The following is a 25,336-nucleotide window of genomic DNA, read 5'->3' as shown; positions in this document are numbered from 1 at the left end:
CCGGTCAGACGAGCGGCGCCGTCCACCGCAGCGTTGTTCCACCGGTGGCGGTGGTCTCGACGGTGAGCTCGCCGCCGACCTGCTCCGCCCGCCGCCGCAGGCGTGCCAGACTCCGGCGGCTGCTGGCTTCCGTTGTGCCGCAACCGTCGTCGCTCACCTCGATGCACAGATCGTCGCCGACCACGACCCGGATCGTCACCGCGGCGACCCGGGCATGGCGCACCGCGTTGACGAGCGCTTCGCAGACCACCGCCTCGGCGTGTTCGGCCAGGGCGCCCTCGAGCACCGACAACGGCCCGACGCACTGCACGCTGGTGCGCAGGTCGCCGGCGAGCCGGGCGACCGCCTCGTCGATCCGTTCGCGCAGCGAGGCGCCCTGCGGCGCCCCGTGCAGGCCGTAGATGGTCGTCTGGATCTTCTGGATGACACCCTGCAGGTCGTCCACGGCGTCGGCGAGCCGCCGCTGCACTTCGGGCACGCGCGCGAGCGGGGCCGCGGCCTGCAACGTCAGCCCGACGGCGAAGAGCCGCTGTATCACGTGGTCGTGCAGGTCGCGCGCGATGCGGTCCCGCTCGGTGACCACGTCGAGTTCGCGCATCCGGCGCTGCGAGGTGGCCAGCTGCCAGGCCAGCGCCGCCTGGTCGGCGAACGCGGCCATCATCTCCACCTGTTCGTCGGTGAACGAGCCCACCGCGCCGCCATGCAGCATGACCACGACGCCGGCGACGGTGCCGGTGGCCCGCAGCGGCAACACCAGGGCGGGCCCCAGGTCCGCACCGTCCAGGTCGAAGTGTTCGACCTGTAACGGAGCACCGTCGGCCAGCACGTCGGCGAGCGGTGTACGCACCACCGCAAGGGTTCGCCCGATCGCCGAAGGCGTTACGTTGCCTCCGGTTTCGATCACCAGCAGCTCGTGGGCGCCGGCGATCGGCATCCCCTCGTCGACGGGGACCGCCACGACGACACCGTCGGCCGCGGTCAGCGTCAGCGCCTCTTCTGCGACGAGCCGGAACACCGTCGCGGGCTCCGTACCGGACAGCAGTTCCGTTGCGATGTCGCGCGTGGCCTCGATCCAGGACTGGCGCGCCCTGGCCTGCTCGTAGAGCCGGGCATTCGCCACGGCGATACCGGCGGCTGCGGCCAGTGCCTGGACCAGCACCTCGTCGTCGTCGCTGAACGGCTGCCCGCTGAGCTTGTCGGCCAGGTAGAGAGTCCCGAACGATTCGTCGCGCACCCGGATCGGCACCCCCAGGAAGGTCCGCATCGGCGGATGATGCGGCGGAAACCCCACCGCGGCAGGGTGATCCGCGATGTTGTCCAGCCGCAGCGGTGCGGGTTCGCCGATCAGCAGGCCGACGATCCCCTTGCCCTCGGGGACGTGGCCGATGCGCCGCACCGTCTCCTCGTCGATGCCCTCGTGAACGAATTGCGATACCCGGCGATTCCGGTCGTGCACCTCCAGGGCGCCGTAGCGCGCGTCCACCAGATCGGTCGCCGAGTGCACGATCGAGCGCAGGGTGTCATCCAGCTCCAGCCCGGCGGTGACCACCAGCATCGCCTCCACCAGCCCGTCGAGGCGGTCGCGCCCCTCGACCATCTGCTCGACGCGGTCCTGCACCTCGGCCAGGAGCTCGCGCAGCCGGAGTTGGGGCAACGTGTGGCGCAGCCGGCGCACGGCGGCGCCATCCCCGTCGGGAACCGTTTCCGTCCCGGCCTGTGCGGGAGTCATCGCGCCGCCCTACAGGTTTCCGAAACGCAAAGCGAGAACGGAGTGTTTGGCATTGGGGGTGCCGCACAACTGGCGGCAGGCGCGCGAGTCGGTGACGAACAATTGGTCGGGCTCCTCGGCGGCGGCCAGATATTTGTCGACGGTTCCGCGCACGACGCCGGACTCGACCGGCACGTCGGGGTACAGGTGCTCCCACGGGGCGATCCGCCGGCGCAGTTCCGCCTGCGCCAGCCGTCTCCCGTCGGTGTTGTCGGGGCCGGCCGTCGCAGACACCGAGATCGCGCACAGCGGCGCCCGCCGCAGCCGGGCCTCGTCGAAGGCGAAGCGCAACAGCGCGGCATTGTCCGCTTCCACGACGACCCGGCTGACCTGCCGGTGCGCCGGCCGGCCCGGCGCCCGCCGGATGACCGCCACCGGACACAGGGCCGAGGCGGCCACGGCCGCGGCCAGCGAACCGACGCCGTGGTGGGCGTGGTTGAGTCCGAGCGCCCCCACACAGATCATCGCGGCCGCCCTGGACTCTTCCATCAGCGCGACTAGCGGCTTGCCCGTGAGGATTTCGGTTTCGATCTTCACCGGCTTGCCGGTCGCCTCGACCGCGCGCTGAGCGTCGCGTAGGGCCGACCGCGCGGCGGCATGCCCGCCCGTCTCGACTTCCGCGCCCACCGGGTCCGACGGCTCGATGACGTAGACCAGCCGCAGCGGTATGTCCCGGCCGACCGCCTCGTCGACCGCCCACCGGGCCGCATCGGTGGCCGCCTTGGACCCGTCCACGCCGACGACGACGGTCGCAGCTGAATGAAGCATGTGCTCTCCCCGGCTCGTTCCCTCCGCACGCTAGCTGCGGCAATCCGGGGAGGCGCAGAGGCATTGGATGCACAAACGGGTGTCATTGGTCCCTATTCGCCGTATCGCAACAGGTTGCCAAGGCGGCCCGACGCCAATTTGGATGGGTTGTGGCGTTCCTCGGGGGCGTCAGGCACCGCTGTATCCGTGGCCCGTGACAAGTACGCGAGGAAACATTGGATGGCACTACACGGCCGAGTACCTGCGGATGGCCACCGACGACGTCGCCGGCCAGCTGCGCGATCCTGGCGGTGGAGAACTACGCCGTGGCGACTTCACAGATCGCTCAGACGACGTTGCGCTCGCTGTTGGGCCGCGCCGACCTGGACACGCTGCTGGCGCACCGGGAGGAGCTCAACAGCGACCTGCGCACGATCATCGAGAAGCAGACCGAACCGTGGGGCGTGCAGGTGCGGGTGGTCGAGATCAAGGACGTCGAGATCCCGGAGTCGATGCAGCGGGCGATGGCCCGGGAAGCCGAGGCCGAACGCGAACGTCGCGCAAAGGTCATCAACGCGCGCGGCGAGTTGCAGGCATCCGAACAATTGCGGGCGGCGGCCGAGACGCTCTCGAAGAACCCCGCGTCGCTGCAATTGCGCTACCTGCAAACGCTGCTCGAATTGGGCGCAGATCAGAATTCGACCGTCGTCTCCCCGCTGCCCGTGGACATCATCACGCCATTTCTGCGGCACCCGGAGCTGCTGGAAAGTATCGCCGCGTTCGGGAAGGACAACGTCGCACACCGGAGCTGAGAGGTGCGGGTGGTGTGGCTCTTCTGCCAATATTCAGATTTCACTCAATCACCGCAAGAAATTAATATAAATCGCATGCACCGCCCATGCCGTCTTGCCATTTTTATGGCGGTCCCGAGTGAAGGTCACCGCGAATGCCCTGCGCGCATGCCCCACCAGCGGGCTGATTGGTGCCCGCCCCGCGTCGTCTGACGGCATTCCCGCCCACGCGCCCCGCAGGCCTGAGATCCTCTGACTCACAGACTCTTTGGTTGTTCGCCCCCTCCGCAGCCGCTCCTCCCCCTCAGTTAAGGAGATATGACGCATGGACTACCTCTTCTTCCCTCCGGAGATCAATTCCACCCGGATGTATTCCGGTCCCGGCGCCGGCTCGCTGCTGGCCGCCGCGGGAAGTTGGGACGCGGTGTCCGCCGAATTGAGCACCACCGCCGAGGGCTACGAGTCGGCGGTTTCGGGCCTGGACCTGCATTGGCGCGGCCTGGCCAGCGAGGCGATGGCGGCCACCGCCGCCCGGTACATGAATTGGCTGCAGTCGACAGCCGAGCAGGCCAAGCAGACTGCCATGGCCGCCAGGACGGCGGCGGCCGCATACGAACATGCGTATGCGATGACGGTGCCCCCGCCGGCCGTCGCGGCCAACCGCACCCGGCTGTCCCACCTGGTGGCGACCAACATCTTGGGCCAGAACACCGCGGCGATCGCGCAGACCGATGCGCAGTACGCCGAGTATTGGGCCCAGGACGCCACCGCGATGTCCGGCTATGACACCGCCGCGAAGGCGGCGACGACGCAGTTGTCGTCGTTCTCCTCGCCGCACAACGGCACCGACCAATCCGGGCTGAGCGCTCAGAACGCGGCCGTCAACAACGCCGCCAACGGCGCCGCCGCGTCGAACCCGGTGGCGCAGGCGCTGTCGGGGTTTTCCAACGCGGCGACCTCGATCCTGCCCGCCGGCTCACCGAGCATTCTCAGAGACCTGGCCGTTCTTGACGCCATACAGGCCACCGGCACCGCGATCAACTCCACCTATTACATGGAGGCGTTGCCCGCCGGCGTCATCGGCGCCGAGAACAACCTGGGCATCTTGCCCAACCTCGGCGCCGCCGCCGCCGCTGCCGCCGCTCCGGCCGAGATCACCCCGGCGCTCAGCGGCGCCTCCACGGGCGGTGCCGCGGGGCTGGGCAACGTCACCGCGACCCTGGCCCGTGCGGGCGCGATCGGACAGATGTCCGTGCCGGCCAGCTGGTCCGCACCGTCGGCCAGCACCATCGCGGCGCTGGAGCCCGCCGGGATGACCACGCTGCCGGGAACCGAAGAGGCGGCCGCATCCGGCTACCCGGGCTACCCGGGGATGCCCGGGGGAATGGCCGCGCGCGGCGTCGGCGTGGGCGCCCCGCCCCGATACGGCGTCAAGTTGACGGTGATGCCGCGCCCGCCGGCGGCCGGCTGACCCGAACTCCGGCCCGCGGGCGGCCCGGGCGGTGGCAACACCGCAACGGTTCGCCGCGCTTAGCAGCTAAAGAAAAGTGGGACAATGGATTTCGCTTTCTTGCCGCCGGAGGTCAACTCCGGCCGGATGTACGCCGGCCCAGGCTCGGGCTCACTGATGGCCGCCGCGGGCTCCTGGGACGCGGTGTCGGCCGAACTGGACATCACCGCCGCCACCTGCGCATCGGTGTTCTCGGCCCTGTCCACCCTGCACTGGCACGGCCCGGCCGCCCAGACCATGACGGCCACCACCACCCCCTACCTGGACTGGCTGCACACCACCGCCGAACACACCAGACAAACCGCCCTGCACGCCCGCGCCGCCGCCGCCGCCTACGAACTGGCCTTCGCCATGACCGTGCCCCCCGCCGCGGTCACCGCCAACCGCACCCAACTGGCAGCCCTGATCGCCACCAACTTCTTCGGCCAAAACACCGCCGCCATCGCAGCCACCGAAGCCCAATACGCCGAATACTGGGCCCAAGACGCCACCGCCATGTACGGCTACGCCACCAACGCCGCCACCGCCACCGCCACACTGCCGCCCTTCCACTCCCCCCACACCGCCACCGCGGTGTCACGGGCGCTCTCGGCGGCGACGAACGCGCTGGCGGCCACGACGAGCGCGGCGCCGTCGATCCTGCCCACCAAGGCGTCGCTCCTGCCGGATAGCCTCACCGTTTTCATCGCGATCAGGGCCGTGGGCACCGCGATAAATTCCACCGCCAAGACGGGCTTGATCGAGACCGGGATCATCGGGGCCGAGGACAGGTTGGGGATTCTGCCCGACCTCGCGGCGGCGGCGGAGGCAGCGGAGGCGGCGCCCGCGCTGTCCGCGTCGAGCCTGGGCGGCGGCCCGGGCCTGGGGAGCGTCACCGCAACCCTTGCCCGCGCGGGCACGATCGGGTCGATGTCGGTGCCGGCGAGTTGGACGACACCGGTCGGCGGCACGGTCACGGCGTTGCCGGGCACCGACGTCTCGGCCGCGGCGACGGGCGGCCCGGCTCAGCCGGCCTCCGGCATGCCGGGCATCCCCGGGGTACCGGATGGGACCGGCTCACGGGCCACGTTGGTCGTCCCGCGGTACGGCGCCCGGCCCACGGTCATGTCGAGGCCGCCGGCGGCCGGGTGACGGGGTGGATTTCGCCACAACACCGCCGCGATCGCGGCCACCGAAGCCCAGTACGTCGAGTACTGGGCCCAAGACACCACCGCGATGTACGGCTACGCCGCCGGCGCCGCCACGGCCACCACCACGCTGCCGCCGTTCAACTCGCCGCGGCAAACCGCCAACGAGGCAGGGCTGAGCACCCAGAACGCCGCGGTCGTGCGAGCCGTCGACACCGCCGCGGGGGTGGCTTTCACAGGCCGCTTCGGGGGCGCTGTCGACAACTGAGGCGACCGGGTTCGCCCCGACGGCCTTCGATTCTGCCGTGGCCATCGACACCGTGATGAGCCAACTCGACGACTACTCGGACTTTCCCGCGGGCGTCATCGACGTCATGAACAACTTGAGGATGTTGCCCGACCTGGGGGCGGCGCCGCCGTCCGCGCTCGGGGGTGCCCTTCCCGGCCTTGCCGGGCTGTCCGATCCGCCCGCCGGCAAGACCTTCCGCCCCTCGACCGTCGTCCCGCGCTACGGCGTGCGGATCACGGCGATGAGCCGTCCCCTGACCGGTGGCTAGCCTCCGGGCGGCGGCTCGGGCGGCTGGGGCGGCTGGGGCGGCTGGGGCGGTGCCAGCCTCCAGTTGTCGGGATTCTTGGGCGAGTACACCACCGGCAGCAGCTGACCCATCGTCGGCCATTGGTCGACGTCGACCTCCATGCGCTGATAGACGGCGTGCTCGGCGACGGTGGGCCCGTTGATGACACCGGCGATGGTGACGTACTGCCTACCGGTGGCGTCCGGCCGCGGACTGACGCCGGTCACCAGCAGCGTGCCGGCGAGCGACTCCCCGCGCGGCCCGCGGGAGAGGAATCGCTGGGCAAGGAACACCCCCAGCACCGCCACCAGGATGAGCAGCACACCGAATTCCCACACGGGGCCAGGTTAGAGCCATGGTAGGACTGCTGTCATGAGCCCCCCGGAGGATCTGGCGCTGGCGCTGACGCTGGCCGACCGCGCGGACGCGCTGACCCGCACCCGGTTCGGTGCGCTGGACCTGCACGTCGACACCAAGCCGGACCTGACACCGGTGACCGACGCCGATCGCGCCGTGGAGACCGAACTGCGTGAGCTGCTCGGGCGCGACCGGCCGGACGACAGCGTCCTGGGCGAGGAGTTCGGCGGGACAACGACATTCCGCGGGCGGCAGTGGGTGATCGACCCGATCGACGGGACGAAGAACTTCGTCCGCGGGGTGCCGGTGTGGGCCAGCCTGATCGCGTTGCTCACCGACGGCGTCCCGACGGTCGGTGTGGTGAGCGCGCCGGCGTTGCGGCGCCGGTGGTGGGCGGCCCGCGGCCACGGCGCGTTCGTCGGGTTCGACGGTGACCCACCCCGCCGGTTGTCGGTTTCGGCGGTGGCCCAACTGGATTCGGCCAGCCTGTCGTTCTCGAGCCTGTCGGGGTGGGCGCAGCGCGGCCTGCGCGACCGCTTCATCGAGTTGACCGACGCCGTGTGGCGGGTGCGCGCCTACGGCGACTTCCTGTCCTACTGCCTCGTCGCCGAGGGCGCCGTCGACATCGCCGCCGAGCCGGAGGTTTCGGTATGGGACCTGGCCGCACTCGACATCCTGGTGCGCGAAGCGGGTGGGGAGTTCACCGGCCTGGACGGGGTGGCGGGTCCGCACAGCGGCAGCGCCGTGGCCACCAACGGCCTGTTGCACCAGCAGGTGCTGGGCAGGATTGTTGTGAATTAGGTAACAGGCGGCGCCATCTATCTTACTCCGGAGTAAGATAGGGCTATCCGCACTGCCCCAACGACAGAGGCTGCCGACATGACCGCAACTCGTTCCGGTTCGAACTCCGATTCCTCCCGCAGGCCCCGACGGGGCGGGGGCGTCACGGCCGTCGGGATGCAACCGCACAAGCGCACCGCCATCGACATCGCGATCGCTCTGACCCTGATTTTTCAGCCTGGTGTGGGGTGATCGCCGTGTCGTGATGCGAAAGTGCCCTTCGTGCAAGGGAAAATCATGGTGTCAACAGTCATGCTGTCCCGAGCAGAAGGGCACCCGCGAGGTGAATGCTACCGGTTTGTTGTTCGATGTCGATGATGTGGTGCTGGCGAGTCCGCAGCGCGCCGTGCCGCACCCGGTGGTTGCCGCGTCGGAGGACGATCTGACGCCGGTGGCGGGGGTCGCGTTATGGGGTCCGCTGCTGGACCGGCTCAACGTGGTCGCCGAGGCCGATCGGCGTGGGCTGCGCCCGATCGGGCCGGGTGGCTACACCGGTGGGCAGTGCTACCGGGCGCTGACCGAGACACTGCTGGCCGGTGGGGACTTCTTGAGTGATCGGGCGTTACTGGCCGACCCGGCAACCACGGTGCTGCGCGGGACCAACGCGTTGCCGTCGGTACCTACGTTGTGGCGGTTTTTGGCGGGTGCGGATTTGGGTCGGGTGGTCAAGGCCGCCGCGGTCAACCGGGTGATGCTGCGTCGAGCCTGGGCGGCCGGCGCCGCCCCTGAGGGCGATCGGCTCACCATCGACCCCGACGCCACCCGGGTGGCCACCTACGGGCCGGGCAAAGAAGGCAGCGCGTTTTCGCGTACCGGACAAACCGCCCTGTCCCCGCTGGTGGGGGTGTGCGGGGAGACCGGGGATGTGCTCGCACTGCGGGCCCGGGGCGGGGCGGCCAACGACGGTCGGGCGATGGGTAGCTTCATCGATGAGTGTGTCAGTGCGATCCCGGCCGGTTGCCGCGGTAAGTACCGGTTGTGGCTGCGGGTCGACTCGGCGGGCTATCAGCAGCAGGTGATCGAGGCGGCCGAACGCCACGACGCGGACTACTCGGTCACGGTCAAACAGTACAAGCCGGTCGCGGCCGTAATTCACGCCCTGGCAACCGATCCGGGCACGGCATGGGTTGCGGCGTTGGGGCATGAGACCGACAAAGGCAGCCAGATCGCCCAGACCACCACTACGTTGCTCGGGCGCAGCGTGCGGTTGATCGTGCGCCGTCAACCCAAAGGGTGCGGTGACCAGTTGGCCTTCGATGACCTGGATGGCTGGCGGTTGCACGCGATCATCACCAACGTTTCTGCCGAGCGGCTCAGCGCAGCCGAGGTCGAGGCGCATCACCGGCTGCGCGGTGGTATCCCCGAGGACACCATCCGGGCGCTCAAGAACGACTTCGGGATGATCCACGCCCCGGTGCAATCGTTCTTCGGTAACTGGCTGTACTGGCACGCTGCCGCGCTCGCCCACAACATCGCGCTGTGGTTGCGCACCCTGGCGCTACCCCGCACGGTACGTCGAGCGCGCGGCAAACGACTACGCCTGGCGTTTTTCAACGTCGCCGCCCGGCTGGTGCGCCACGGCCGGCGCCTGCATCTGCGCTTCGGCGCCGCCTACCCGCACCTGCAGGCGTTCATCGCGGCGCTGCACCGCATCCGGGCACTACCAGCCTTCGGTTGACCGCCACCCGCACCTAAAAGCACACCCTCGCAACACATCCCGAACCTCACACCGCGATCGGCCACGCCCGAAACCGGTTACCCCGCCGCCGCAGCCGTGTGCGCACCCAGTTACGCCATCGCCCAACAGCTTCCAACCCCGTCAGCGCGTCCCAACAGCGCAGCCGTCACCGACCCGATCACCGAAAACAAGATCATCACAAGCCGGCTGAAAAATCAGGGTCTGATCACCCCGCTCGTCGGCCAGGACTTCCTGGACAAGTACGGCCTGCGCGGCCCGCTCAACCGCGGCCTCGGCTACGGTGCCAAGACGATCTTCTCCACCGGCGCCGCCGCTTCCCGGCAGTTCAAGCGGGTCCAGAACCTGCGCAGCGGGCCGACGCGGCTGAAGGCCAGCGGCAAGGACTATTTCGATCTGACGCCCGACGAGGACCAGAAGCTGATCGTCGAGACGGTCGGGGAATTCGCCGAGGAGATACTGCGCCCGGCGGCGCACGACGCCGACGAGGCCGCCGCCTACCCGCCCGACCTGATCGCCAAGGCCGCCGAGCTGGGCATCACCGCGATCAACATCCCCGAGGACTTCGACGGCATCGCCGCGCACCGCTCCAGCGTGACCAACGTGCTGGTGACCGAGGCGCTGGCCTACGGCGACATGGGCCTGGCGCTGCCGATCCTGGCCCCGGGCGGGGTGGCAGCCGCGCTGACCCATTGGGGCAGCGCCGACCAGCAGGCCACCTACCTGCCGGCGTTCGCCGGCGAGAACGTCCCGCAGGCGTGCGTCGCCATCGCCGAGCCGCACCCGCTCTTCGACCCGACCCGGTTGCGGACGACGGCGGTGCGCACCCCGAGCGGCTACCGGCTCGACGGCGTGAAGTCACTGGTTCCCGCCGCCGCCGACGCCGAGCTGTTCGTCGTCGGCGCGCAACTCAACGGCAAGCCCGCCCTGTTCATCGTCGAGTCGTCCGCCGCGGGTCTGACCGTCAAGGCCGATCCGAGCATGGGGATCCGCGCGGCGGCCCTGGGTCAGGTCGAGCTGTCCGGGGTGTCGGTGCCGCTGCACGCCCGGCTGGGCGAGGACGACGCCTGCGACGACGACTACTCCGAGGCGCTGGCACTGGCGCGGCTGGGGTGGGCGGCGCTGGCCGTCGGCACCTCGCACGCGGTGCTGGACTACGTCGTCCCGTACGTCAAGGAGCGCGAAGCCTTCGGCGAACCCGTCGCCCATCGCCAGGCGGTCGCCTTCATGTGCGCCAACATCGCCATCGAACTCGACGGCCTGCGGCTGATCACCTGGCGCGGCGCCGCGCGCGCCGAACAGGGCCTGACGTTCACCCGCGAGGCGGCGCTGGCCAAGCGGCTCGGCGCCGACAAGGGCATGCAGATCGGCCTGGACGGCGTGCAGCTGCTCGGCGGCCACGGCTACACCAAAGAGCACCCGGTCGAGCGCTGGTACCGCGACCTGCGGGCCATCGGCGTCGCCGAGGGCGTCGTCGTCATCTGAGTCGCTTCCACATCGGAGCCCCGTCCAACCCGAGCCGAAAGTTCAATCATGGCAATCAATCTGGAACTTCCTCGCAAACTGCAAGCGGTGATGGACACGACCCATCAGGGGGCCGCCGAGTTGATGCGGCCGATCGCGCGCAAATACGACTTGAACGAGCACGCCTACCCCGTCGAGCTCGACACGCTCTTCAGCCTGTTCGAGGGCGCGTCCTCGGCGATGGCCTTCGCCGGCGCGGACGCGCTGCGCGATGAGGAGGAACGGCGCGACACCAACCACAACGGTGCCAACATGGCCGCGCTGCTGCAGACCCTGGAGGCCAGCTGGGGCGATCTGGCGATGATGCTCTCGGTCCCCTATCAGGGACTGGGCAACGCGGCCATCTCCGCGGTCGCCACCGACGAGCAGCTGGAGCGCCTGGGCAAGGTGTGGGCGGCGATGGCGATCACCGAACCGGGATTCGGGTCGGACTCGGCGGCCGTGTCCACCACCGCCACCCTCGACGGCGACGAGTACGTCATCAACGGCGAGAAGATCTATGTCACCGCCGGTTCGCGCGCCACCCACATCGTGGTGTGGGCCACGCTGGACAAGTCGGCGGGCCGCGCGGCGATCAAGTCGTTCATCGTTCCCCGCGACCATCCCGGCGTCACGGTCGAACGGCTCGAGCGCAAGCTCGGCATTAAGGGATCCGACACCGCGGCGATCCGGTTCGACAACGCCCGCATTCCCAGGGAGAACCTGCTCGGCAGTCCCGAGATCGAGGTCAGCAAGGGCTTTTCGGGGGTGATGGAGACTTTCGACAACACCCGCCCGATCGTGGCCGCCATGGCCGTCGGTGTCGCCCGCGCCGCGCTCGAGGAGATCCGCAAGATCCTCACCGCCGCCGGGGTGGAGATCTCCTACGACAGGCCGTCGCACGTGCAGAGCGCCGCGGCGGCCGAGTTCCTGCGGATGGAGGCCGACTGGGAGGCCAGCTACCTGCTGTCCCTGCGCGCGGCGTGGCAGGCCGACAACAACATCCCCAACTCCAAAGAGGCCTCGATGAGCAAGGCCAAGGCGGGCCGGGTGGCCACCGACATCACCTGCAAGACCGTCGAACTGGCCGGCACCACGGGCTATTCCGAGCACACGCTGCTGGAGAAGTGGGCACGCGACTCCAAAATTCTCGACATCTTCGAGGGCACCCAGCAGATCCAGCAGTTGGTCGTCGCCCGCCGTCTGCTGGGCTTGTCGTCGGCCGAACTCAAGTAGCGAGCGCGGTCAGCCGCGCCGAGCGGGTGACCACGGCGAGGTGTCGACCGGCTTTCGCCCTGCGTGCACGTTCGGCGAAACCTGACGGCTAGCGTCGAGACGATGGACACCTTTCAGGCGCTGGTCGCACGCCAGGACGGCGACCGGATCACCGCATCGGTCGAGACTCTGAGCGGTTCGGACCTGCCGCCCGGCGAGGTGACGATCCGGGTGCTGTACTCGAGTGTCAACTACAAGGACGCGCTCGCGCTGACACCGGGCGGCGGCGTGGTGCGGCATTACCCCGTGGTGCCGGGCATCGACCTGACGGGCGAGGTGGTCGAGTCGCGCTCCCCCGGCTTCGCCGTCGGCGACGCGGTACTGGCGCACGGTTACCAGATCGGCACCGGACACCACGGCGGATACGCCGAATACGCGCGGCTACCGGCCGACCAGGTGGTGGCGCTGGGCGCGCTGAGCCCGTACGAGGGCGCGGCGATCGGCACCGCCGGCTTCACCGCGGCCATGAGCGTGCGGGCGCTGATCGACTGGGGTGTCCCGCCGGATGCGGGACCGGTGGTCGTCACCGGCGCCTCGGGCGGCGTCGGTGCGGTCAGCGTGGACCTGCTGGCCGCCGCCGGCTACCGCGTGGTGGCATCGACCGGCAAGGAGTCGGCCGCCGGGCTGCTGAATGAGCTTGGCGCCGCGGAGATCATCGGCCGGTTGCCCGCCGACCCCGGGGCGGCGGCGCGGCCGCTCGCCAAGACGCGCTGGGCCGCGGCGGTGGACTGCGTGGGCGGCGCGACGCTCGCCGACGTGCTCAGTGCCGTCGACTACGGCGGCGCGGTCGCCTGCAGCGGCCTCACCGGCGGGGCGGCCCTGCACACCACGGTGCTGCCGTTCATCCTGCGCGGCATCGCGCTGCTGGGAATGGACTCGGTGCAGATGCCGATCGGCCCGCGCCAGGAGTTGTGGGCGCTGCTGGCCGATTCGCTGCGGCCGCGTCATCTGACGTCGCTGACCCGCGACGTCGACGTCAAAGACGTTGCCGGCGTGCTCGATCAGCTGCGGGCCGGGACGCACTCCGGCCGGGCGGTGGTCCGGGTCGCCGGCGGATTCTGAGGCGGAAGTAGGCTGATCGGCACCGACGATGGAGGTGGCATGCGCGCGGCACAAGTGACTCGGCTGGACGGTCCGGACGCGATCGAGGTGACCGAGGCCGAGGAACCCAAAGGCGACGGCGTGGTCGTCGACGTGCACGCCGCCGGGGTCGCGTTCCCCGACGCGCTGCTCAGCCGGGGCCTCTACCAGTACCGGCCGGATCCGCCGTTCGTGCTGGGCGCCGAGATCGCCGGGGTGGTGCGATCGGCGCCCGAGGGCGCCCACGTGCGCGCCGGTGACCGGGTGGTCGGGCTGACGATGCTGTCCGGCGGCATGGCCGAGGTCGCGGTGCTCTCGCCGGACCGGGTCTTCAGGTTGCCCGACAACGTCAGCTTCGAGGCGGGCGCCGGCCTGCTGTTCAACGATCTGACGGTGTACTTCGCGCTGACGGTCCGCGGCCGGCTGGCCCACGGCGAGACGGTGCTGGTGCATGGCGCGGCCGGGGGCATCGGGACGTCGGCGCTGCGGCTGGCACCGGTGCTCGGGGCGGCGCGCACCATCGCGGTGGTCAGCACGCCGGAGAAGTCCGAGATCGCCACGGCGGCCGGCGCGACGGACGTGGTGCTGGCCGAGGGCTTCAAGGACGCGGTCAAGGAGTTGACCGACGGGCGCGGGGTCGACGTCGTCGTCGACCCGGTCGGCGGGGACAGGTTCACCGACTCGTTGCGCTCGCTCGCGCCCGGGGGCCGCCTGCTGGTCGTCGGGTTCACCGGCGGGGAGATCCCCACCGTGAAGGTGAACAGGTTGCTGCTCAACAACATCGACGTGGTCGGTGTCGGCTGGGGCGCCTGGACCGGCACCCACCCCAACGCGCTGGCCGAGCAGTGGGCCGGCCTCGAGGAACTGCTCAGCTCCGGCCGGCTGACCCCGCCGGAACCGGTGGTCTACCCGCTCGAGGAGGCCGCCGCCGCGGTCGCTTCCCTGGAGAACCGCACCGCCAAAGGGAAAGTCGTTCTCCGAGTTCGCGATTGATGACCCGGCGGCGAGCACCGCGCGGTCACGTCTGCCCCACCCGCCTCCGGCGCGGAGCGACCGACTATGTGCCCGCCTCATAGCGACAATCGGGTCCGCTGAGTGCGCCCTTCACATTTCGCCTATGAGGTGGGTGTCGCTATGAGGCGGGCAGAATGCGCGTCCCCGTCCGGCGCGGACTGCTGTGGCTGGCGCAGCTCGCAAAAGCCCTTGCACGGCGAAGAAAAGAAAACTAATGTCACTTTTAGTTTTGCGCCCTGGCCGTACCACCCCGGAGTCGCCCCATGGAATCCTTCGTTCATCTGCGCAAAGGCAGGACGCCGCGGCGGCTGCACGCCGACCTCGAGGGGCTGAAAGACGACGAGCTGGGCCGCGGCGGGTTCACGGGCCGGACCGCCAATCTCTACCGCCGCCACGATCCCACCGCCTACCGGGCGGTCGGCCCGCTGCGGCCCGTCGACGTGCTGTCCGACGCGCTGAAACCCGGCGACGCCACCGATGCGCGCGGCGGCCCGCTGCTCATGTTCGACAACGACGACTGCCGAATATCGTTGAGCCGCCGCCACGAACCGATGCCCTTCTACACCCGCCACGTCGACGGGGACCTGCTGTGCTTCGTGCACCGCGGCTCCGGCCTTCTCGAGACCGAGTTCGGGCCGCTGCGCTACCGGGAGGGCGACTGGGTCTACCTGCCCAAGGCGTGCACCTGGCGGCAGGTGCCCGAGTGCGAGACGACGCTGCTGATGATCGAGACCACCGACGAGCTGCGCGTCCCTCCCCCGGGCGCTCTGGGCCGGCACTTCCCGTTCGACCCCTCCCAGGCCACCATCCCCGAACCCGCACCCGTCGAGGATGACGGCCGCGACGAATACGAGCTCCGCGTCGTCCACCGGCCCGTTGCGGATGCCGGCACGACAACCCTGTATTACCAACACAATCCGCTCGACATCGAGGGCTGGCGCGGCGACAACTTCGCGTTCACGTTCAACATCGCCGACTACAACGTCGTCACCTCCGACAGCGTGCACCTGCCGCCGACCGTGCACCTGTTCATGCAGGCCACCGGCGTGTATGTGATGAACTTCCTGCCCAAGCCCGCCGAGGGCGTCCCCGGCACCGAGCGCACCCCGTGGTATCACCGCAACGTCGACTACGACGAGATCGCCTTCTTCCACGGCGGCTCGCTCTACGGCATCCCGATGCCCCCCGGTCTGATCACCCACGCACCGCAGGGAATTCACCACGGCGCGCCGGAAAAGGCGCGGGAGCGGGCGCGCCGCAAGTTCGACGAGTATTCGCGGGTGGACTGGCAGGTGATCGCCGTCGACACCCGCCGCCGGCTGACCCCGTCGGCCGAGGTGCTGGCCCACGACCTGGGGCAGCACTGATGAAACACGAATACGAGCGCATCCCGTATCTGGTTGCGTTCCAGAACAACTCCGCGGTCCGCGACGTCTACGGCGGGCTCGCCGAGATCACCGTGCTGGAGAGCTATCTGCTGAGGCCGAAGGACGAGCCCTCGGACACCGTGCTGGTGTTCATGCACCCGATCGGCGGCGGCGCCTACCTGCCGATGATCAACGCGCTGGCCCGGGCCGGGCATCACGTCATCTACTGCAACAGCCGGTTTCGCGGCACGGATTCGGGCCTGCTGATGGAGAAGGTGGTCGAGGACCTCGGCGAGTGCATCAAGGACGCCAAGAACCGGCTGGGCTACACCAAGGTGGTGCTGGCCGGGTGGAGCGGCGGCGGTTCGCTGTCGGTGTTCTACCAGCAGCAGGCCCAGCACGCGACCATCACCTCGAGCCCGTCCGGCGACGGACCCGACCTCACGGCCCTGGACCTGCCGCCCGCCGACGGCATCATGCTGCTGGCCGCGCACATCAGCCGCCACGGCACGCTCACCGAATGGCTGGACGCCTCCATCCTCGACGAGTCCGACCCCACCAGGCGCGATCCCGAACTGGACCTCTACAACCCCGACAACCCCAACCAGCCGCCCTACACCCAGGAATTCCTGAACCGCTACCGGGCGGCCCAGATCGACCGCAACCGGCGCATCACCGCGTGGGTCAAAGACAAGCTGGCCGAACTGAAGTCGTCGGGGCGCCCCGACGAAGAATTCTGCTTCGTCGTGCACGGCACCATGGCCGACCCGCGCTGGCTGGACCCGACGGTCGATCCCAACGAACGCGCCCCGGGAACCTGCTACCTGGGCGACCCCCGGGTGGTGAACATGAGCCCGGTCGGGCTGGCCCGCTTCTCCACGCTGCGCGGCTGGCTGTCGCAGTGGAGTTACGACGACGCCCGCGGCGACGGCGTGACGTGCGGGCGCGACATCGCCGTCCCGGCGCTGGTGATCGGTAATCTGGCCGACGACGCCTGCACGCCCAGCCACACCCGGCGGCTGTTCGATGCGATCGGGCACCATGACAAGGAGATGCACGAGATTCCCGGCGCCACACACTATTACGCGGGCCCCGAGCAGCGCGACAAGCTGCGCGCGGCCGTCGACATCGTGACCGATTGGCTGGGCCGCCACGACTTCGCGAGGCGCTGATGCCGGCTGGACCGCTCGACGGGATCCGGGTGCTCGAGCTGGGCACCCTGATCGCCGGGCCGTTTGCCGGGCGCCTGCTCGGGGACATGGGCGCCGACGTCATCAAGGTCGAACCGCCCGGCGCCCCGGACCCGTTGCGGACCTGGGGCCAGGCCGAGGTCGACGGGCAGCACGTCTTCTGGACGGTGCACGCGCGCAACAAGCGGGCCGTCACGCTGGACCTGCGCCGGCCCCGCGGCAGGGAACTGTTCCTCGATCTCGTGGCGAAATCCGACATCGTGGTGGAGAACTTCCGGCCCGGCACCCTGGAGAAGTGGGAGCTGGGCTACGAGGTGCTCAGCGCGCGCAACCCGGGCGTAATCCTGGTCCGGGTGTCCGGCTACGGGCAGACCGGCCCCGAGGCGCACAAGGCCGGTTACGCCTCGGTGGCCGAGGCCGCCAGCGGGCTGCGGCACCTCAACGGCTTCCCCGGCGGCCCGCCGCCCCGGCTGGCGCTCTCGCTGGGCGACAGCCTGGCCGGCATGTTCGGCGCGCAGGGCGCGCTGGCCGCCCTGTACCGCCGCAGCGTCACCGGACGCGGCCAGGTGGTCGACGTCGCCCTGACCGAATCCTGTTTGGCCGTGCAGGAATCCACCATTCCCGACTATGACGTCGGTGGTGTGGTGCGCGGACCGTCGGGCACCCGGCTCGAGGGCATCGCGCCGTCGAACATCTACCGCAGCGCCGACGGCTCGTGGGTGGTGATCGCCGCCAACCAGGACACCGTGTTCGGCCGGCTGTGCAAGGCAATGGGCCGCCCGGAGCTCGCAGGAGACGACCGGTTCGCCACGCACGTGGCCCGCGGCCGCAACCAGGACGAGCTCGACGCGATCATCGGCGACTGGGCCGCACGACGCGGCCCGGCAGAGATCATCGAAACCCTCAGCGCCGCGGGCGTGATCGCCGGGCCGATCAATACGGTCGCGGAGGTGGTGCGTGACCCGCAGCTGCGCGCCCGCGGCATGTTGGTCGAGCACTACGACGAGCGGCTGCGGCGCACGGTGCTGGGCCCGGGCGTCGTGCCGGTGCTCTCCGAGTCGCCCGGCGGCGTCCGCAACGCCGGCCCCGCCCGCCCGGGGCAGCACAACGACGACGTCTACACCGGGCTGCTGGGCAGGACCGCCGCGGAGCTCGACGAATTGAGGGCGGAGGGGGTGCTGTGACCGCACCGGCGACGATGCAGAGCGCAGCGATGAGGAGGAGCGGTGCCGTTGACTGAGCACGTCGCCATCCGCGAGGTCGCGCTGCGCGACGGCCTGCAGATCGAGAAGCCGATCCCGTTGCCGGCCAAGCTGGAACTGCTGGCCGCGGTGGCCGCCACCGGGGTGCGGGAAGTGGAGGCGACGGCGTTCGTCTCCCCGTCGAAGGTGCCGTCGATGGCCGACGCCGCCGAACTGGCCGCACACCTGCGCGACTACCCCGACATCGAGTTCTCGGCGCTGGTGGCCAGCCCCAACGGCGCCAGGCGGGCCGTCGCGGCGGGACTGGGCTCGATCGAATACGTGGTGGCGGCCAGCGACGCGTTCAGCCGGGCCAACGTCGGGCGGTCGGCCGCCGAGGCCACCGGGCAGGTCGGTGAGATCGTCGCCATCGCCCACGACGGCGGCGTCACCGTGGAGGTCATCGTGGCCACCGCGTGGGACTGCCCGTTCGAGGGTCCCACGCCGCCGCAGCGGGTCCTCGACATCGCCGCGGCCGCCCGGGAGCAGGGCGCCGACCGGTTCTGCATCGCCGACACGATCGGCACCACCACCCCGGGGCGGGTGAGTTCGCTGATCGCACAACTGCGTCCGGTGATCGGCGACCTGCCACTGGGCGGACACTTCCACAACACCCGCGGCGCCGGGCTGGCCAGCGCCTACGCGGCGGTCGGGTCCGGGGTGACCCGCCTGGACGCCTCGGCCGGCGGGCTGGGTGGCTGCCCGTTCGCGCCGGGCGCGACCGGCAACATCGCCACCGAGGACCTGGTGTACCTGCTGACCGACAGCGGGATCACCGTCGACGTGGACCTGCGGGCCGCGATCGCCGCCGCCGGCGTCGCGAGATCGGTTGTCGGCCATGACCTGCCGGGCGCCCTGCTGCGCGCCGGCGACCGGATCCGGGCCTGATGCCCGCAGCGACCCTGACCGCCAAAGGCCGCCAGACCCGGGCGGCCATCGAACAAGCCGCCCGTAAACTCTTCGCCGAGCGCGGTTTTCACGGCACCACGTTGACCGACATCACCTCGGCGGCCGGGAAATCACCGGCGGTGTTCTACCGGTATTTCGCCGACAAGGAAGACCTGCTGGCCTTCCTGGCGGAGTCCTTCCTGCACGACGTGGTGACACCGTCGGGACTGCGCGTCCAGTTGCCCGACGCCCCGGACGACGACGCGTTCTTCACCTCGGTGGTCACCGGCTACTGGGACATGTTCAAGCAGAACATCGGCATCATGATCGCGGTCGCGCAGCTGGCGGCCACCCAGCGCCGGTTCGCCGACCTGCAGAACGAGTTCCGGCGCTTCGGCATGGACATCGTCGCGGCATCCGTGCGCCGGGCGCAGGAGCAGGGCCACGGGACCGACCTACACCCACAGCACACCGCGGCGGCCATCGCGTTGCTGTTCGAGAACTTCACCACCGTGTTCGTCGGCACCTCGGGCCCCGAGGGCCTCGGCCTGAAGATCAGCGACGAGGACGCCATCGCGACCCTGTCGACGGTCTGGAAGAAAACCCTGTACGGCACCTAAGGAGACCACCATGGATTTCACTCTCCCCGAACATCTTCCGGGCCTGCTCGCCGAGATGGACGCGTTCATCGAGGCGGAGATCAAGCCGCTGGAGCGCGACCACATCCAGTACTTCGACAAGCGCCGCGAGCACGCCCGCACCGACTGGGACAACGACGGCATCCCGACCCGGGAGTGGGAGGACCTGCTCGCCGAGATGCGCAGGCGCGCCGACAAGGCGGGCTGGCTGCGCTACGCGCTGCCCGCCTCGCTGGGCGGCCGCGACGGCACCAACCTCGACATGGCCGTGATCCGGGAGCATCTGGCGCACAAGGGCCTCGGCCTGCACAACGACCTGCAGAACGAGTCGTCGATCGTCGGGAACTTCCCGCAGGTGATCATGATGGAGCGGTTCGGCACCGACGAGCAGCGCGCAGCCTGGTCGGAGGCGCTGATCACCGGGGAGCGCTCCATGGCGTTCGGTCTGACCGAACCGAAGCACGGTTCGGACGCCACCTGGCTGGAAACCCGCGCCGTACCCGACGGGGACGACTGGGTGATCAACGGGTCCAAGCGGTTCAACACCGGCGTGCATCGCGCCACCCACGACCTGGTCTTCGCCCGCACGTCCGGGGAGCCGGGGCAGGCGCACGGAATCACCGCGTTCCTGGTCCCGACCGACGCCCCGGGGTTCGGCGTGCCCTACTACTGGTGGACGTTCAACATGCCCACCGACCACGGCGAGGTCGAACTGACCGACGTGCGCGTTCCCGCCGACGCGGTGCTCGGCGAAGTGGGCCGCGGTCTGGAGGTCGCCCAGACTTTCCTGCACGAGAACCGGATTCGCCAGGCCGCGAGCAGCCTGGGCGCCGCGCAGTACTGCATCGACCGCGCCGCCGCATACGCCGCGCAGCGCACCGTGTTCGGCAAGCCGCTGTCGGTCAACCAGGCCGTGCAGTGGCCGCTGGCCGAGCTGCAGACCGAGGCGCAGATGGTGCGGCTGCTGGTGGCCTACGCTGCCTGGCATCTGGACCGCGACCACCACATGGAGGTGTCCGACAAGGTGTCGATGGCCAACTACCGGGCCAACCGGCTGGTCTGTGACGCCGCCGACCGCGCCATGCAGGTCTTCGGCGGCCTCGGCTACAGCCGTCACGAACCGTTCGAGCACATCTACCGCCACCACCGCCGGTACCGGATCACCGAGGGCGCCGAGGAGATCCAGATCCGCCGGGTGGCGCAGCGGCTGTTCGGGTTCGGCAAGCAGTGACGGCCGCACCGGAGCTACTCGGCAGGCTGACGGGGGTGCTGGCGCGGCTGCTCGGCGCCGGCACCGCCGTCGAGAATCTGCGCGCGCTGACCGGTGGCGCCAGCCGAACCACCTGGGCGTTCGACGCCGTCACCGGCGGCGAGCGCCGGGCGCTGATCTTGCGCATCGGTCCTCCCGACGACGTGCACGCCGGCATGGAGCTCGAGGCCCGCGCGCAGGCCGCGGCGGCCGCGGCCGGCGCACCGGTCCCCCACGTCCTGATCGCCGACGATTCGGCCGCCGCACTTGGCAATCCGTTTCTCATCTGCGACGAGATCAAGGGCGAGACGATCGTGCGGCGCATCCAGCGGCAGCTCGACGCCGGCGGTCACGGGTACGAGGCCCGCACCCGACTACTCCACCAGTGCGCGCGGGCGCTGGCGGCCATCCACCGGGCCGACCCCGGCCTGCCCGGCCTGACCCAGGAGGACCAACTCGCTCAGTGGCGCGAGCGCCTCGACGCGATGGGCGACACCACCGCCACGTTCGAATGGGCGTTCCGGTGGCTGGCCGCCCGCCGGCCCCGGCCGTCGCCGCGGGTGCTGGTGCACGGCGACTTCCGGATGGGAAACCTCATCGTCGACGTCTCCGGCCTGGCCGCCGTCCTCGACTGGGAACTGGTGCACGCCGGGCAGGCCTACGAGGACCTGGCCTGGTTCTGCATCCGCGCCTGGCGGTTCGGGGCCCCCGCCAGCCTGGGCGCGGGCGGCCTGGGCAGCATCGAGAGCTTCCTGCGGGCCTATGAGGAAGCCGCCGCGACTACCGTCGACCGGGTGGCGTTCCACTGGTGGCTGGTGCTGGCGACGCTGCGCTGGGGCGTCATCTGCCGCTACCAGGCGGAACGGCATCTGAGCGGGCAGGCCCGCTCGGTGGAGCTGGCGACGATCGGCCGCCGCGTCTGCGAGACCGAATGGGACCTGCTCGACCTGCTCGAGGGCCCGCAGTCGAAGGCGGGCTCGTGATCGGCGCCTACGGCCGCCCGCTGGCGGCCGAACTCGTCGCCGCGGTGGCCGAGTTCCTCGAATCCGAAGTCCGGGAAGCCACGACCGGACAGGTCAACTTCCACGCCCGGGTGGCCGCCAACGCGTTGCGCATCGTCGAGCGGGAACTGCTCGACGAGAGCGAGGCGGAAAGCGGTGCGGCGCTGGCCCGCCTGGGCTACGCCGACGAGGACGAACTCGCCACCGCGATCCGGGCCGGCGACCTGGACGGGCGCGCCGGGGAGGTCACCGCCTGCCTGCGCACCCTGGTCCGGCGCCGGTTGGCGGTCGCGCACCCGGGATACGACGAGCCGGACCAGGACACCGAATAGACACCGAATAGACACCGAGTAGGCAGCGAACAGGAGCCAGCCCATGCCCGAGCCCCACGCCGAAACCGTAACCGACGTAGCCGATCGCCTGTTCGCCGCGATCGAGAGCGGCGACAGGGCAACGGTGGACCGGCTCTGGCGCGACGACATCGCGGTGTGGCGGTCGGGCGGGCGCCGCACCGGGACCGACGACAAGGCCCGCGCGCTGCGCGTCGTCGACTGGTTCATCACCGCCACCGGCGAGCGCCACTACGAGATACTCGACCGTCGGCTCTTCGACGGCGGCTTCGTGCAGCAGCACGTCCTGCACGCGGGAGGCCACGCCGGCCAATCGATCTCGATGCGGGTCTGCATCGTGATCAGGGTGGGCGGCGACGGCCTGATCGAGCGGATCGACGAGTACTTCGACCCTGCCGAGATCGCGCCGCTGATCGACGCGGGATCCTGAGCAACACGAGGAAGACCATGACGACTCTGGAGACACTTCTCAACGATCCCGGCACGCCCGGGGCGTGGGCGCTCGCCCCGGACCGCTCCGCGATCACCTTCACGATCAAGAACATGTGGGGCCTGCTGACCGTCAAGGGCCGCTTCACCGAGTTCACCGGCGAGGGGCGGGTCACCGACGACGGCGCGGTGTCCGGACGCCTCGACATCCGGGCCGCTTCGCTGGACACCGGCATCGGGCGGCGCGACGCCCACCTGCGTTCGCCTGACTTCTTCGACGTCGACCGCTTCCCCGCGATCACCGTCGTCGTCACCGGGGTACACCCCAACAAGGGCAAGGCCGCCGACGTGCGTGCCGACCTCACCATCAAGGGGGTCACCGCGCCCTTGCCGCTGCCCGTCACCGTCACCGAACTCGACGACGGCGCGGTCCGCATCGCCGGCCACAGCCGGGTCGAGCGGGCCCGGCTAGGCTTGGGCTGGAACAAGTTCGGCATGATGGCGGCCACCGCGACGGCGGCGGCCGACGCCGTCTTCGTGCGGGTACCCCGGTAAGCCCGGCGCCGCCGCAGTACCATCTGCTCGTGCCCGCCTCGAACCCCGACTCCGCCGTCGCCCTGCGCGTCCTCGTCTACAGCGACAACGCCGACACGCGCCGGGAAGTGATCCAGGCGTTGGGCCGGCACCTGCACCCGGATCTGCCAGAGCTCAACTACATCGAGGTGGCGACCGGCCCCATGGTCGTCCAGCGGATGGACGAGGGCGGCATCGACCTGGCCATCCTGGACGGGGAGGCGACGCCGACGGGCGGCATGGGAATCGCCAAGCAGCTCAAGGACGAACTCGAGACGTGCCCGCCCGTCGTCGTGCTCACCGGGCGTCGCGACGACGCGTGGCTGGCCAAATGGTCTCGCGCCGAAGCCGCGGTGCCGCACCCCATTGACCCCATCGTGCTGGGCCGTACGGTGCTGGGCCTGCTGCGAACCCCCGCCCGCTAGGGGCGATCGCAAGCGCGGCGCAGCCGGGCGCAGCGGGTCGCCCCCATCAGGCCAGCGGCGACCGCAAGCGCGGCGCAGCCGGGCGCAGCGGGTCGCCCCCATCGAGACCAGCCCTCACCACACCAGGCTGCCGTGGCTGAGGTAGGGGCCGCCGGTCGGGTCGTACTGGGAGTAGCCGGCGTCGACGAGGGGCGTCAGCGCGGCGTTCAGGTCGCCGACGATCGGCGCCGCGACCCCGATCTGCTGCAGTGGCATCAGGATGGGAAGGATCGGGGTGGGAACCATGTAGGTGGTAGTGGTGCCGCCGAGCGCGTTCGTGACGGATGACACCTCCACCACCTGCGACGGCGAGGCGAGTTCGGTGGGCCAGTGCAGGTATTCCGCGCCCGCGAGCGCGTTGAGGTCGGCCGGCAGGTTCCAGGGCCGGTTGGGCGGGTCGGCCCAGCCTTCGTACTGGCTGTAGACCACCGACGTGTTGTACTGGCTCACCGGGGCGGTGCCCACCGTGTAACCCATTCCCGGGATGGTGATGCCGGCGGGCAGGAAGGTGGCCGCCAGTCCGCGCTCCGGGTTGGCGAACTCGACGAACGACAGCATGCTCGGGGACGGCGCGTTGGCCAGGCCGGCCAGATATGCCTGCTCGTGGTCGATGACGATCGTGCCCTCGGAGAACCCCGCCACCACCACCGGGTGACCTGCGGCCACGGCGCTGAAGATGTCATGGTTCAGGACCTGCTGGCCGATGGCGAAGGACGCATTCGCCGAAGGTGCGGTCAGCCCGCTGATCAGGCCGGCGGTGGCCGGGTAGTTCACTATCTGCGCCACGGTGCCCGGCAACCAGTTCTCGCCGATCGCGGCGTTCCAGTCGGCGTACTGGCGCAGCGCCTCGACGCCCGCCAGCCAGCCGGGGGAGGCACCGGGAACGGTGATGCGCATCGGCTGCCACGGCGTCACCTGCGCCGCGGCCGCCGATGCCGCCGTGTGGTAACCCGCCATCGCGGCCACATCCTGGGCCCACATCCGCTCGTATTCGGCGTCGAGTGCCGCGACGACCGGGGCGTTCTGGCCGAACACGTTGGACGCCGCCGACGCCAGCAGCCGCGCGCGGTTGACCGCGACCGCCGCCGGATCCGCGGTCGCGGCCAGCGCCGACTCGAACGCCCCGGCCACCGCGCGCGCCTGGGTGGCCGTCTGCTCGGCCGCCTCACCCGTGGTCTGCAGCCACGCCGCGTACGCGGCGGCCACGGCCCCCATCGCGACCGACGACGGACCCCGCCACCACCGGTCCGCCACGTCGGCGGTCACGGAGCGGAACGAGGCGGCGGCCGAGCGGAGGTCGGCGGCCAACCCCTCCCAGGCGTTCGCCGCGGCCAATGTCGGACCGGATCCGGGCCCGGAAAACATTCGCCCAGAGTTCACCTCCGGCGGCGACACCGAGTAACGCATCACACCCCCCGTCTGGACGGGCAGATCGCGGCCCGTCGCGGCCGCGGCAACGGTCCGCGGAGCACAAAGCATAGGCACCCCATGTCCCAGGTCGGGCTGACAATCTGCGGTTTCACCGGGGATGAGCGCCCATCCCGGTCACGCGCCGGGCAACCGATCGGATAGCCCACCCCGGGCAAGCGCTCCGGCCGTCGCGACGCTATGTTGTAGGCCACTGCGACCTGACAAAGACCCTGCCCGTCACAGCAGCCCGGCC

24 protein-coding genes and 2 pseudogenes are annotated in these 25,336 nt (G+C 70.3%); 22 read left to right on the top strand and 4 right to left on the bottom strand.

Features of this window, described 5'->3' with window-relative positions:
* Positions 1-4: 4 nt before the first annotated feature.
* Both ACJ512_RS07715 and ACJ512_RS07710 read right to left on the bottom strand, forming a co-directional pair.
* The gene (locus ACJ512_RS07715; protein WP_407689438.1) at positions 5-1,729 is read right to left on the bottom strand and encodes a GAF domain-containing sensor histidine kinase; all 1,725 of its coding nucleotides are present in this window, start codon (positions 1,727-1,729) and stop codon (positions 5-7) included.
* 9 nt (positions 1,730-1,738) lie between these two features.
* Complete coding sequence (locus ACJ512_RS07710) at positions 1,739-2,536, bottom strand: universal stress protein (protein WP_407689437.1); 798 nt, start codon at positions 2,534-2,536, stop codon at positions 1,739-1,741.
* Between the two features lie 278 nt (positions 2,537-2,814).
* Between ACJ512_RS07710 and ACJ512_RS07705 the strand changes: the two are divergent.
* The 5 genes and pseudogenes from ACJ512_RS07705 to ACJ512_RS07685 form a co-directional block, all read left to right on the top strand.
* Positions 2,815-3,327, top strand: a pseudogene (locus tag ACJ512_RS07705) (SPFH domain-containing protein); the annotation flags it as partial.
* 304 nt (positions 3,328-3,631) lie between these two features.
* Positions 3,632-4,777: a PPE family protein gene (locus tag ACJ512_RS07700; RefSeq protein WP_407689436.1), complete on the top strand. Its 1,146-nt coding sequence runs from the start codon at positions 3,632-3,634 to the stop codon at positions 4,775-4,777.
* 84 nt (positions 4,778-4,861) lie between these two features.
* A complete protein-coding gene (locus tag ACJ512_RS07695; RefSeq protein ID WP_407689435.1) occupies positions 4,862-5,947 on the top strand; it encodes a PPE family protein in 1,086 nt (361 codons plus the stop codon).
* Positions 5,948-5,956: 9 nt separating this feature from the next.
* Positions 5,957-6,157, top strand: a pseudogene (locus ACJ512_RS07690) (PPE domain-containing protein); the annotation flags it as partial.
* Between the two features lie 91 nt (positions 6,158-6,248).
* Positions 6,249-6,500, top strand: a complete 252-nt coding sequence (locus tag ACJ512_RS07685) for a hypothetical protein (protein WP_407689434.1) — start codon at positions 6,249-6,251, stop codon at positions 6,498-6,500.
* On the opposite strand, the gene ACJ512_RS07680 is transcribed toward ACJ512_RS07685, so the two are convergent.
* The gene (locus ACJ512_RS07680) at positions 6,497-6,856 is read right to left on the bottom strand and encodes a hypothetical protein (RefSeq protein ID WP_407689433.1); all 360 of its coding nucleotides are present in this window, start codon (positions 6,854-6,856) and stop codon (positions 6,497-6,499) included. The genes ACJ512_RS07685 and ACJ512_RS07680 overlap by 4 nt on opposite strands.
* Before the next feature lie 34 nt (positions 6,857-6,890).
* On the opposite strand from ACJ512_RS07680, the gene hisN reads away from it, so the two are divergent.
* The 17 genes from hisN to ACJ512_RS07595 all read left to right on the top strand — a co-directional run bounded on the left by hisN (position 6,891) and on the right by ACJ512_RS07595 (position 23,634).
* Entirely contained in the window at positions 6,891-7,676 is a 786-nt protein-coding gene (hisN, locus tag ACJ512_RS07675; RefSeq protein WP_407689432.1) for a histidinol-phosphatase, read from the top strand.
* A 322-nt stretch (positions 7,677-7,998) separates the two neighbouring features.
* The gene (locus ACJ512_RS07670) at positions 7,999-9,393 is read left to right on the top strand and encodes an IS1380 family transposase (protein ID WP_461479798.1); all 1,395 of its coding nucleotides are present in this window, start codon (positions 7,999-8,001) and stop codon (positions 9,391-9,393) included.
* A gap of 177 nt (positions 9,394-9,570) precedes the next feature.
* Complete coding sequence (locus ACJ512_RS07665) at positions 9,571-10,896, top strand: acyl-CoA dehydrogenase family protein (protein ID WP_461480101.1); 1,326 nt, start codon at positions 9,571-9,573, stop codon at positions 10,894-10,896.
* A gap of 48 nt (positions 10,897-10,944) precedes the next feature.
* The gene (locus tag ACJ512_RS07660) at positions 10,945-12,150 is read left to right on the top strand and encodes an acyl-CoA dehydrogenase family protein (protein ID WP_407687707.1); all 1,206 of its coding nucleotides are present in this window, start codon (positions 10,945-10,947) and stop codon (positions 12,148-12,150) included.
* A gap of 102 nt (positions 12,151-12,252) precedes the next feature.
* Positions 12,253-13,251, top strand: coding sequence for an acrylyl-CoA reductase family protein (locus ACJ512_RS07655; RefSeq protein ID WP_407687706.1), 999 nt, complete (start codon positions 12,253-12,255; stop codon positions 13,249-13,251).
* A 39-nt stretch (positions 13,252-13,290) separates the two neighbouring features.
* Positions 13,291-14,262: an NADPH:quinone oxidoreductase family protein gene (locus ACJ512_RS07650; protein WP_407687705.1), complete on the top strand. Its 972-nt coding sequence runs from the start codon at positions 13,291-13,293 to the stop codon at positions 14,260-14,262.
* A 284-nt stretch (positions 14,263-14,546) separates the two neighbouring features.
* Positions 14,547-15,650, top strand: coding sequence for a homogentisate 1,2-dioxygenase (locus ACJ512_RS07645; RefSeq protein WP_407687704.1), 1,104 nt, complete (start codon positions 14,547-14,549; stop codon positions 15,648-15,650).
* A complete protein-coding gene (locus tag ACJ512_RS07640; RefSeq protein WP_407687703.1) occupies positions 15,650-16,822 on the top strand; it encodes an alpha/beta hydrolase family protein in 1,173 nt (390 codons plus the stop codon). Before ACJ512_RS07645 ends, ACJ512_RS07640 begins: the two co-directional genes overlap by 1 nt.
* Positions 16,822-18,024: a CaiB/BaiF CoA transferase family protein gene (locus ACJ512_RS07635; RefSeq protein ID WP_407687702.1), complete on the top strand. Its 1,203-nt coding sequence runs from the start codon at positions 16,822-16,824 to the stop codon at positions 18,022-18,024. The genes ACJ512_RS07640 and ACJ512_RS07635 overlap by 1 nt, the downstream gene beginning before the upstream one ends.
* 48 nt (positions 18,025-18,072) lie before the next feature.
* Complete coding sequence (locus ACJ512_RS07630) at positions 18,073-18,969, top strand: hydroxymethylglutaryl-CoA lyase (protein ID WP_407687711.1); 897 nt, start codon at positions 18,073-18,075, stop codon at positions 18,967-18,969.
* Positions 18,969-19,589 carry a TetR/AcrR family transcriptional regulator gene (locus ACJ512_RS07625; RefSeq protein WP_407687701.1) on the top strand — a complete coding sequence of 207 codons (621 nt, stop codon included), beginning with the start codon at positions 18,969-18,971 and terminating at the stop codon, positions 19,587-19,589. Before ACJ512_RS07630 ends, ACJ512_RS07625 begins: the two co-directional genes overlap by 1 nt.
* Positions 19,590-19,599: 10 nt before the next feature.
* Positions 19,600-20,838, top strand: a complete 1,239-nt coding sequence (locus tag ACJ512_RS07620; protein WP_407687700.1) for an acyl-CoA dehydrogenase family protein — start codon at positions 19,600-19,602, stop codon at positions 20,836-20,838.
* Complete coding sequence (locus ACJ512_RS07615) at positions 20,835-21,839, top strand: phosphotransferase family protein (protein WP_407687699.1); 1,005 nt, start codon at positions 20,835-20,837, stop codon at positions 21,837-21,839. Before ACJ512_RS07620 ends, ACJ512_RS07615 begins: the two co-directional genes overlap by 4 nt.
* A complete protein-coding gene (locus tag ACJ512_RS07610; RefSeq protein WP_407687698.1) occupies positions 21,836-22,189 on the top strand; it encodes a DUF6285 domain-containing protein in 354 nt (117 codons plus the stop codon). The genes ACJ512_RS07615 and ACJ512_RS07610 overlap by 4 nt, the downstream gene beginning before the upstream one ends.
* Positions 22,190-22,232: 43 nt before the next feature.
* Entirely contained in the window at positions 22,233-22,637 is a 405-nt protein-coding gene (locus ACJ512_RS07605; RefSeq protein ID WP_407687697.1) for a nuclear transport factor 2 family protein, read from the top strand.
* A 17-nt stretch (positions 22,638-22,654) separates the two neighbouring features.
* On the top strand, positions 22,655-23,191 hold the full coding sequence (locus ACJ512_RS07600; protein WP_407687696.1) for a YceI family protein: 537 nt from the start codon (positions 22,655-22,657) through the stop codon (positions 23,189-23,191).
* Positions 23,192-23,220: 29 nt separating this feature from the next.
* Complete coding sequence (locus ACJ512_RS07595) at positions 23,221-23,634, top strand: Rv3143 family two-component system response regulator (RefSeq protein WP_407687695.1); 414 nt, start codon at positions 23,221-23,223, stop codon at positions 23,632-23,634.
* A 114-nt stretch (positions 23,635-23,748) separates the two neighbouring features.
* Here ACJ512_RS07595 and ACJ512_RS07590 read toward each other — a convergent pair whose 3' ends face one another.
* Positions 23,749-25,038, bottom strand: coding sequence for a PPE family protein (locus tag ACJ512_RS07590; RefSeq protein WP_461480018.1), 1,290 nt, complete (start codon positions 25,036-25,038; stop codon positions 23,749-23,751).
* Between the last annotated feature and the right edge of the window lie 298 nt (positions 25,039-25,336).

This window comes from Mycobacterium cajalii, assembly GCF_045809005.2.
GTDB lineage: Bacteria > Actinomycetota > Actinomycetes > Mycobacteriales > Mycobacteriaceae > Mycobacterium.
The sequence above is the reverse complement of the archived record's forward strand: the minus strand, read 5'-3'. Positions and strand labels throughout refer to the sequence as shown.

Bases quoted from the DNA above. Each gene is read 5' to 3' on its own strand.
- ACJ512_RS07715 (WP_407689438.1), bottom strand. From the start codon at position 1,729: ATGACTCCCGCACAGGCCGGGACGGAAACGGTTCCCGACGGGGATGGC.
- ACJ512_RS07710 (WP_407689437.1), bottom strand. From the start codon at position 2,536: ATGCTTCATTCAGCTGCGACCGTCGTCGTCGGCGTGGACGGGTCCAAG.
- ACJ512_RS07700 (WP_407689436.1), top strand. From the start codon at position 3,632: ATGGACTACCTCTTCTTCCCTCCGGAGATCAATTCCACCCGGATGTAT.
- ACJ512_RS07695 (WP_407689435.1), top strand. From the start codon at position 4,862: ATGGATTTCGCTTTCTTGCCGCCGGAGGTCAACTCCGGCCGGATGTAC.
- hisN (WP_407689432.1), top strand. From the start codon at position 6,891: ATGAGCCCCCCGGAGGATCTGGCGCTGGCGCTGACGCTGGCCGACCGC.
- ACJ512_RS07660 (WP_407687707.1), top strand. From the start codon at position 10,945: ATGGCAATCAATCTGGAACTTCCTCGCAAACTGCAAGCGGTGATGGAC.
- ACJ512_RS07655 (WP_407687706.1), top strand. From the start codon at position 12,253: ATGGACACCTTTCAGGCGCTGGTCGCACGCCAGGACGGCGACCGGATC.
- ACJ512_RS07650 (WP_407687705.1), top strand. From the start codon at position 13,291: ATGCGCGCGGCACAAGTGACTCGGCTGGACGGTCCGGACGCGATCGAG.
- ACJ512_RS07645 (WP_407687704.1), top strand. From the start codon at position 14,547: ATGGAATCCTTCGTTCATCTGCGCAAAGGCAGGACGCCGCGGCGGCTG.
- ACJ512_RS07640 (WP_407687703.1), top strand. From the start codon at position 15,650: ATGAAACACGAATACGAGCGCATCCCGTATCTGGTTGCGTTCCAGAAC.
- ACJ512_RS07635 (WP_407687702.1), top strand. From the start codon at position 16,822: ATGCCGGCTGGACCGCTCGACGGGATCCGGGTGCTCGAGCTGGGCACC.
- ACJ512_RS07625 (WP_407687701.1), top strand. From the start codon at position 18,969: ATGCCCGCAGCGACCCTGACCGCCAAAGGCCGCCAGACCCGGGCGGCC.
- ACJ512_RS07620 (WP_407687700.1), top strand. From the start codon at position 19,600: ATGGATTTCACTCTCCCCGAACATCTTCCGGGCCTGCTCGCCGAGATG.
- ACJ512_RS07605 (WP_407687697.1), top strand. From the start codon at position 22,233: ATGCCCGAGCCCCACGCCGAAACCGTAACCGACGTAGCCGATCGCCTG.
- ACJ512_RS07600 (WP_407687696.1), top strand. From the start codon at position 22,655: ATGACGACTCTGGAGACACTTCTCAACGATCCCGGCACGCCCGGGGCG.
- ACJ512_RS07590 (WP_461480018.1), bottom strand. From the start codon at position 25,038: ATGTTTTCCGGGCCCGGATCCGGTCCGACATTGGCCGCGGCGAACGCC.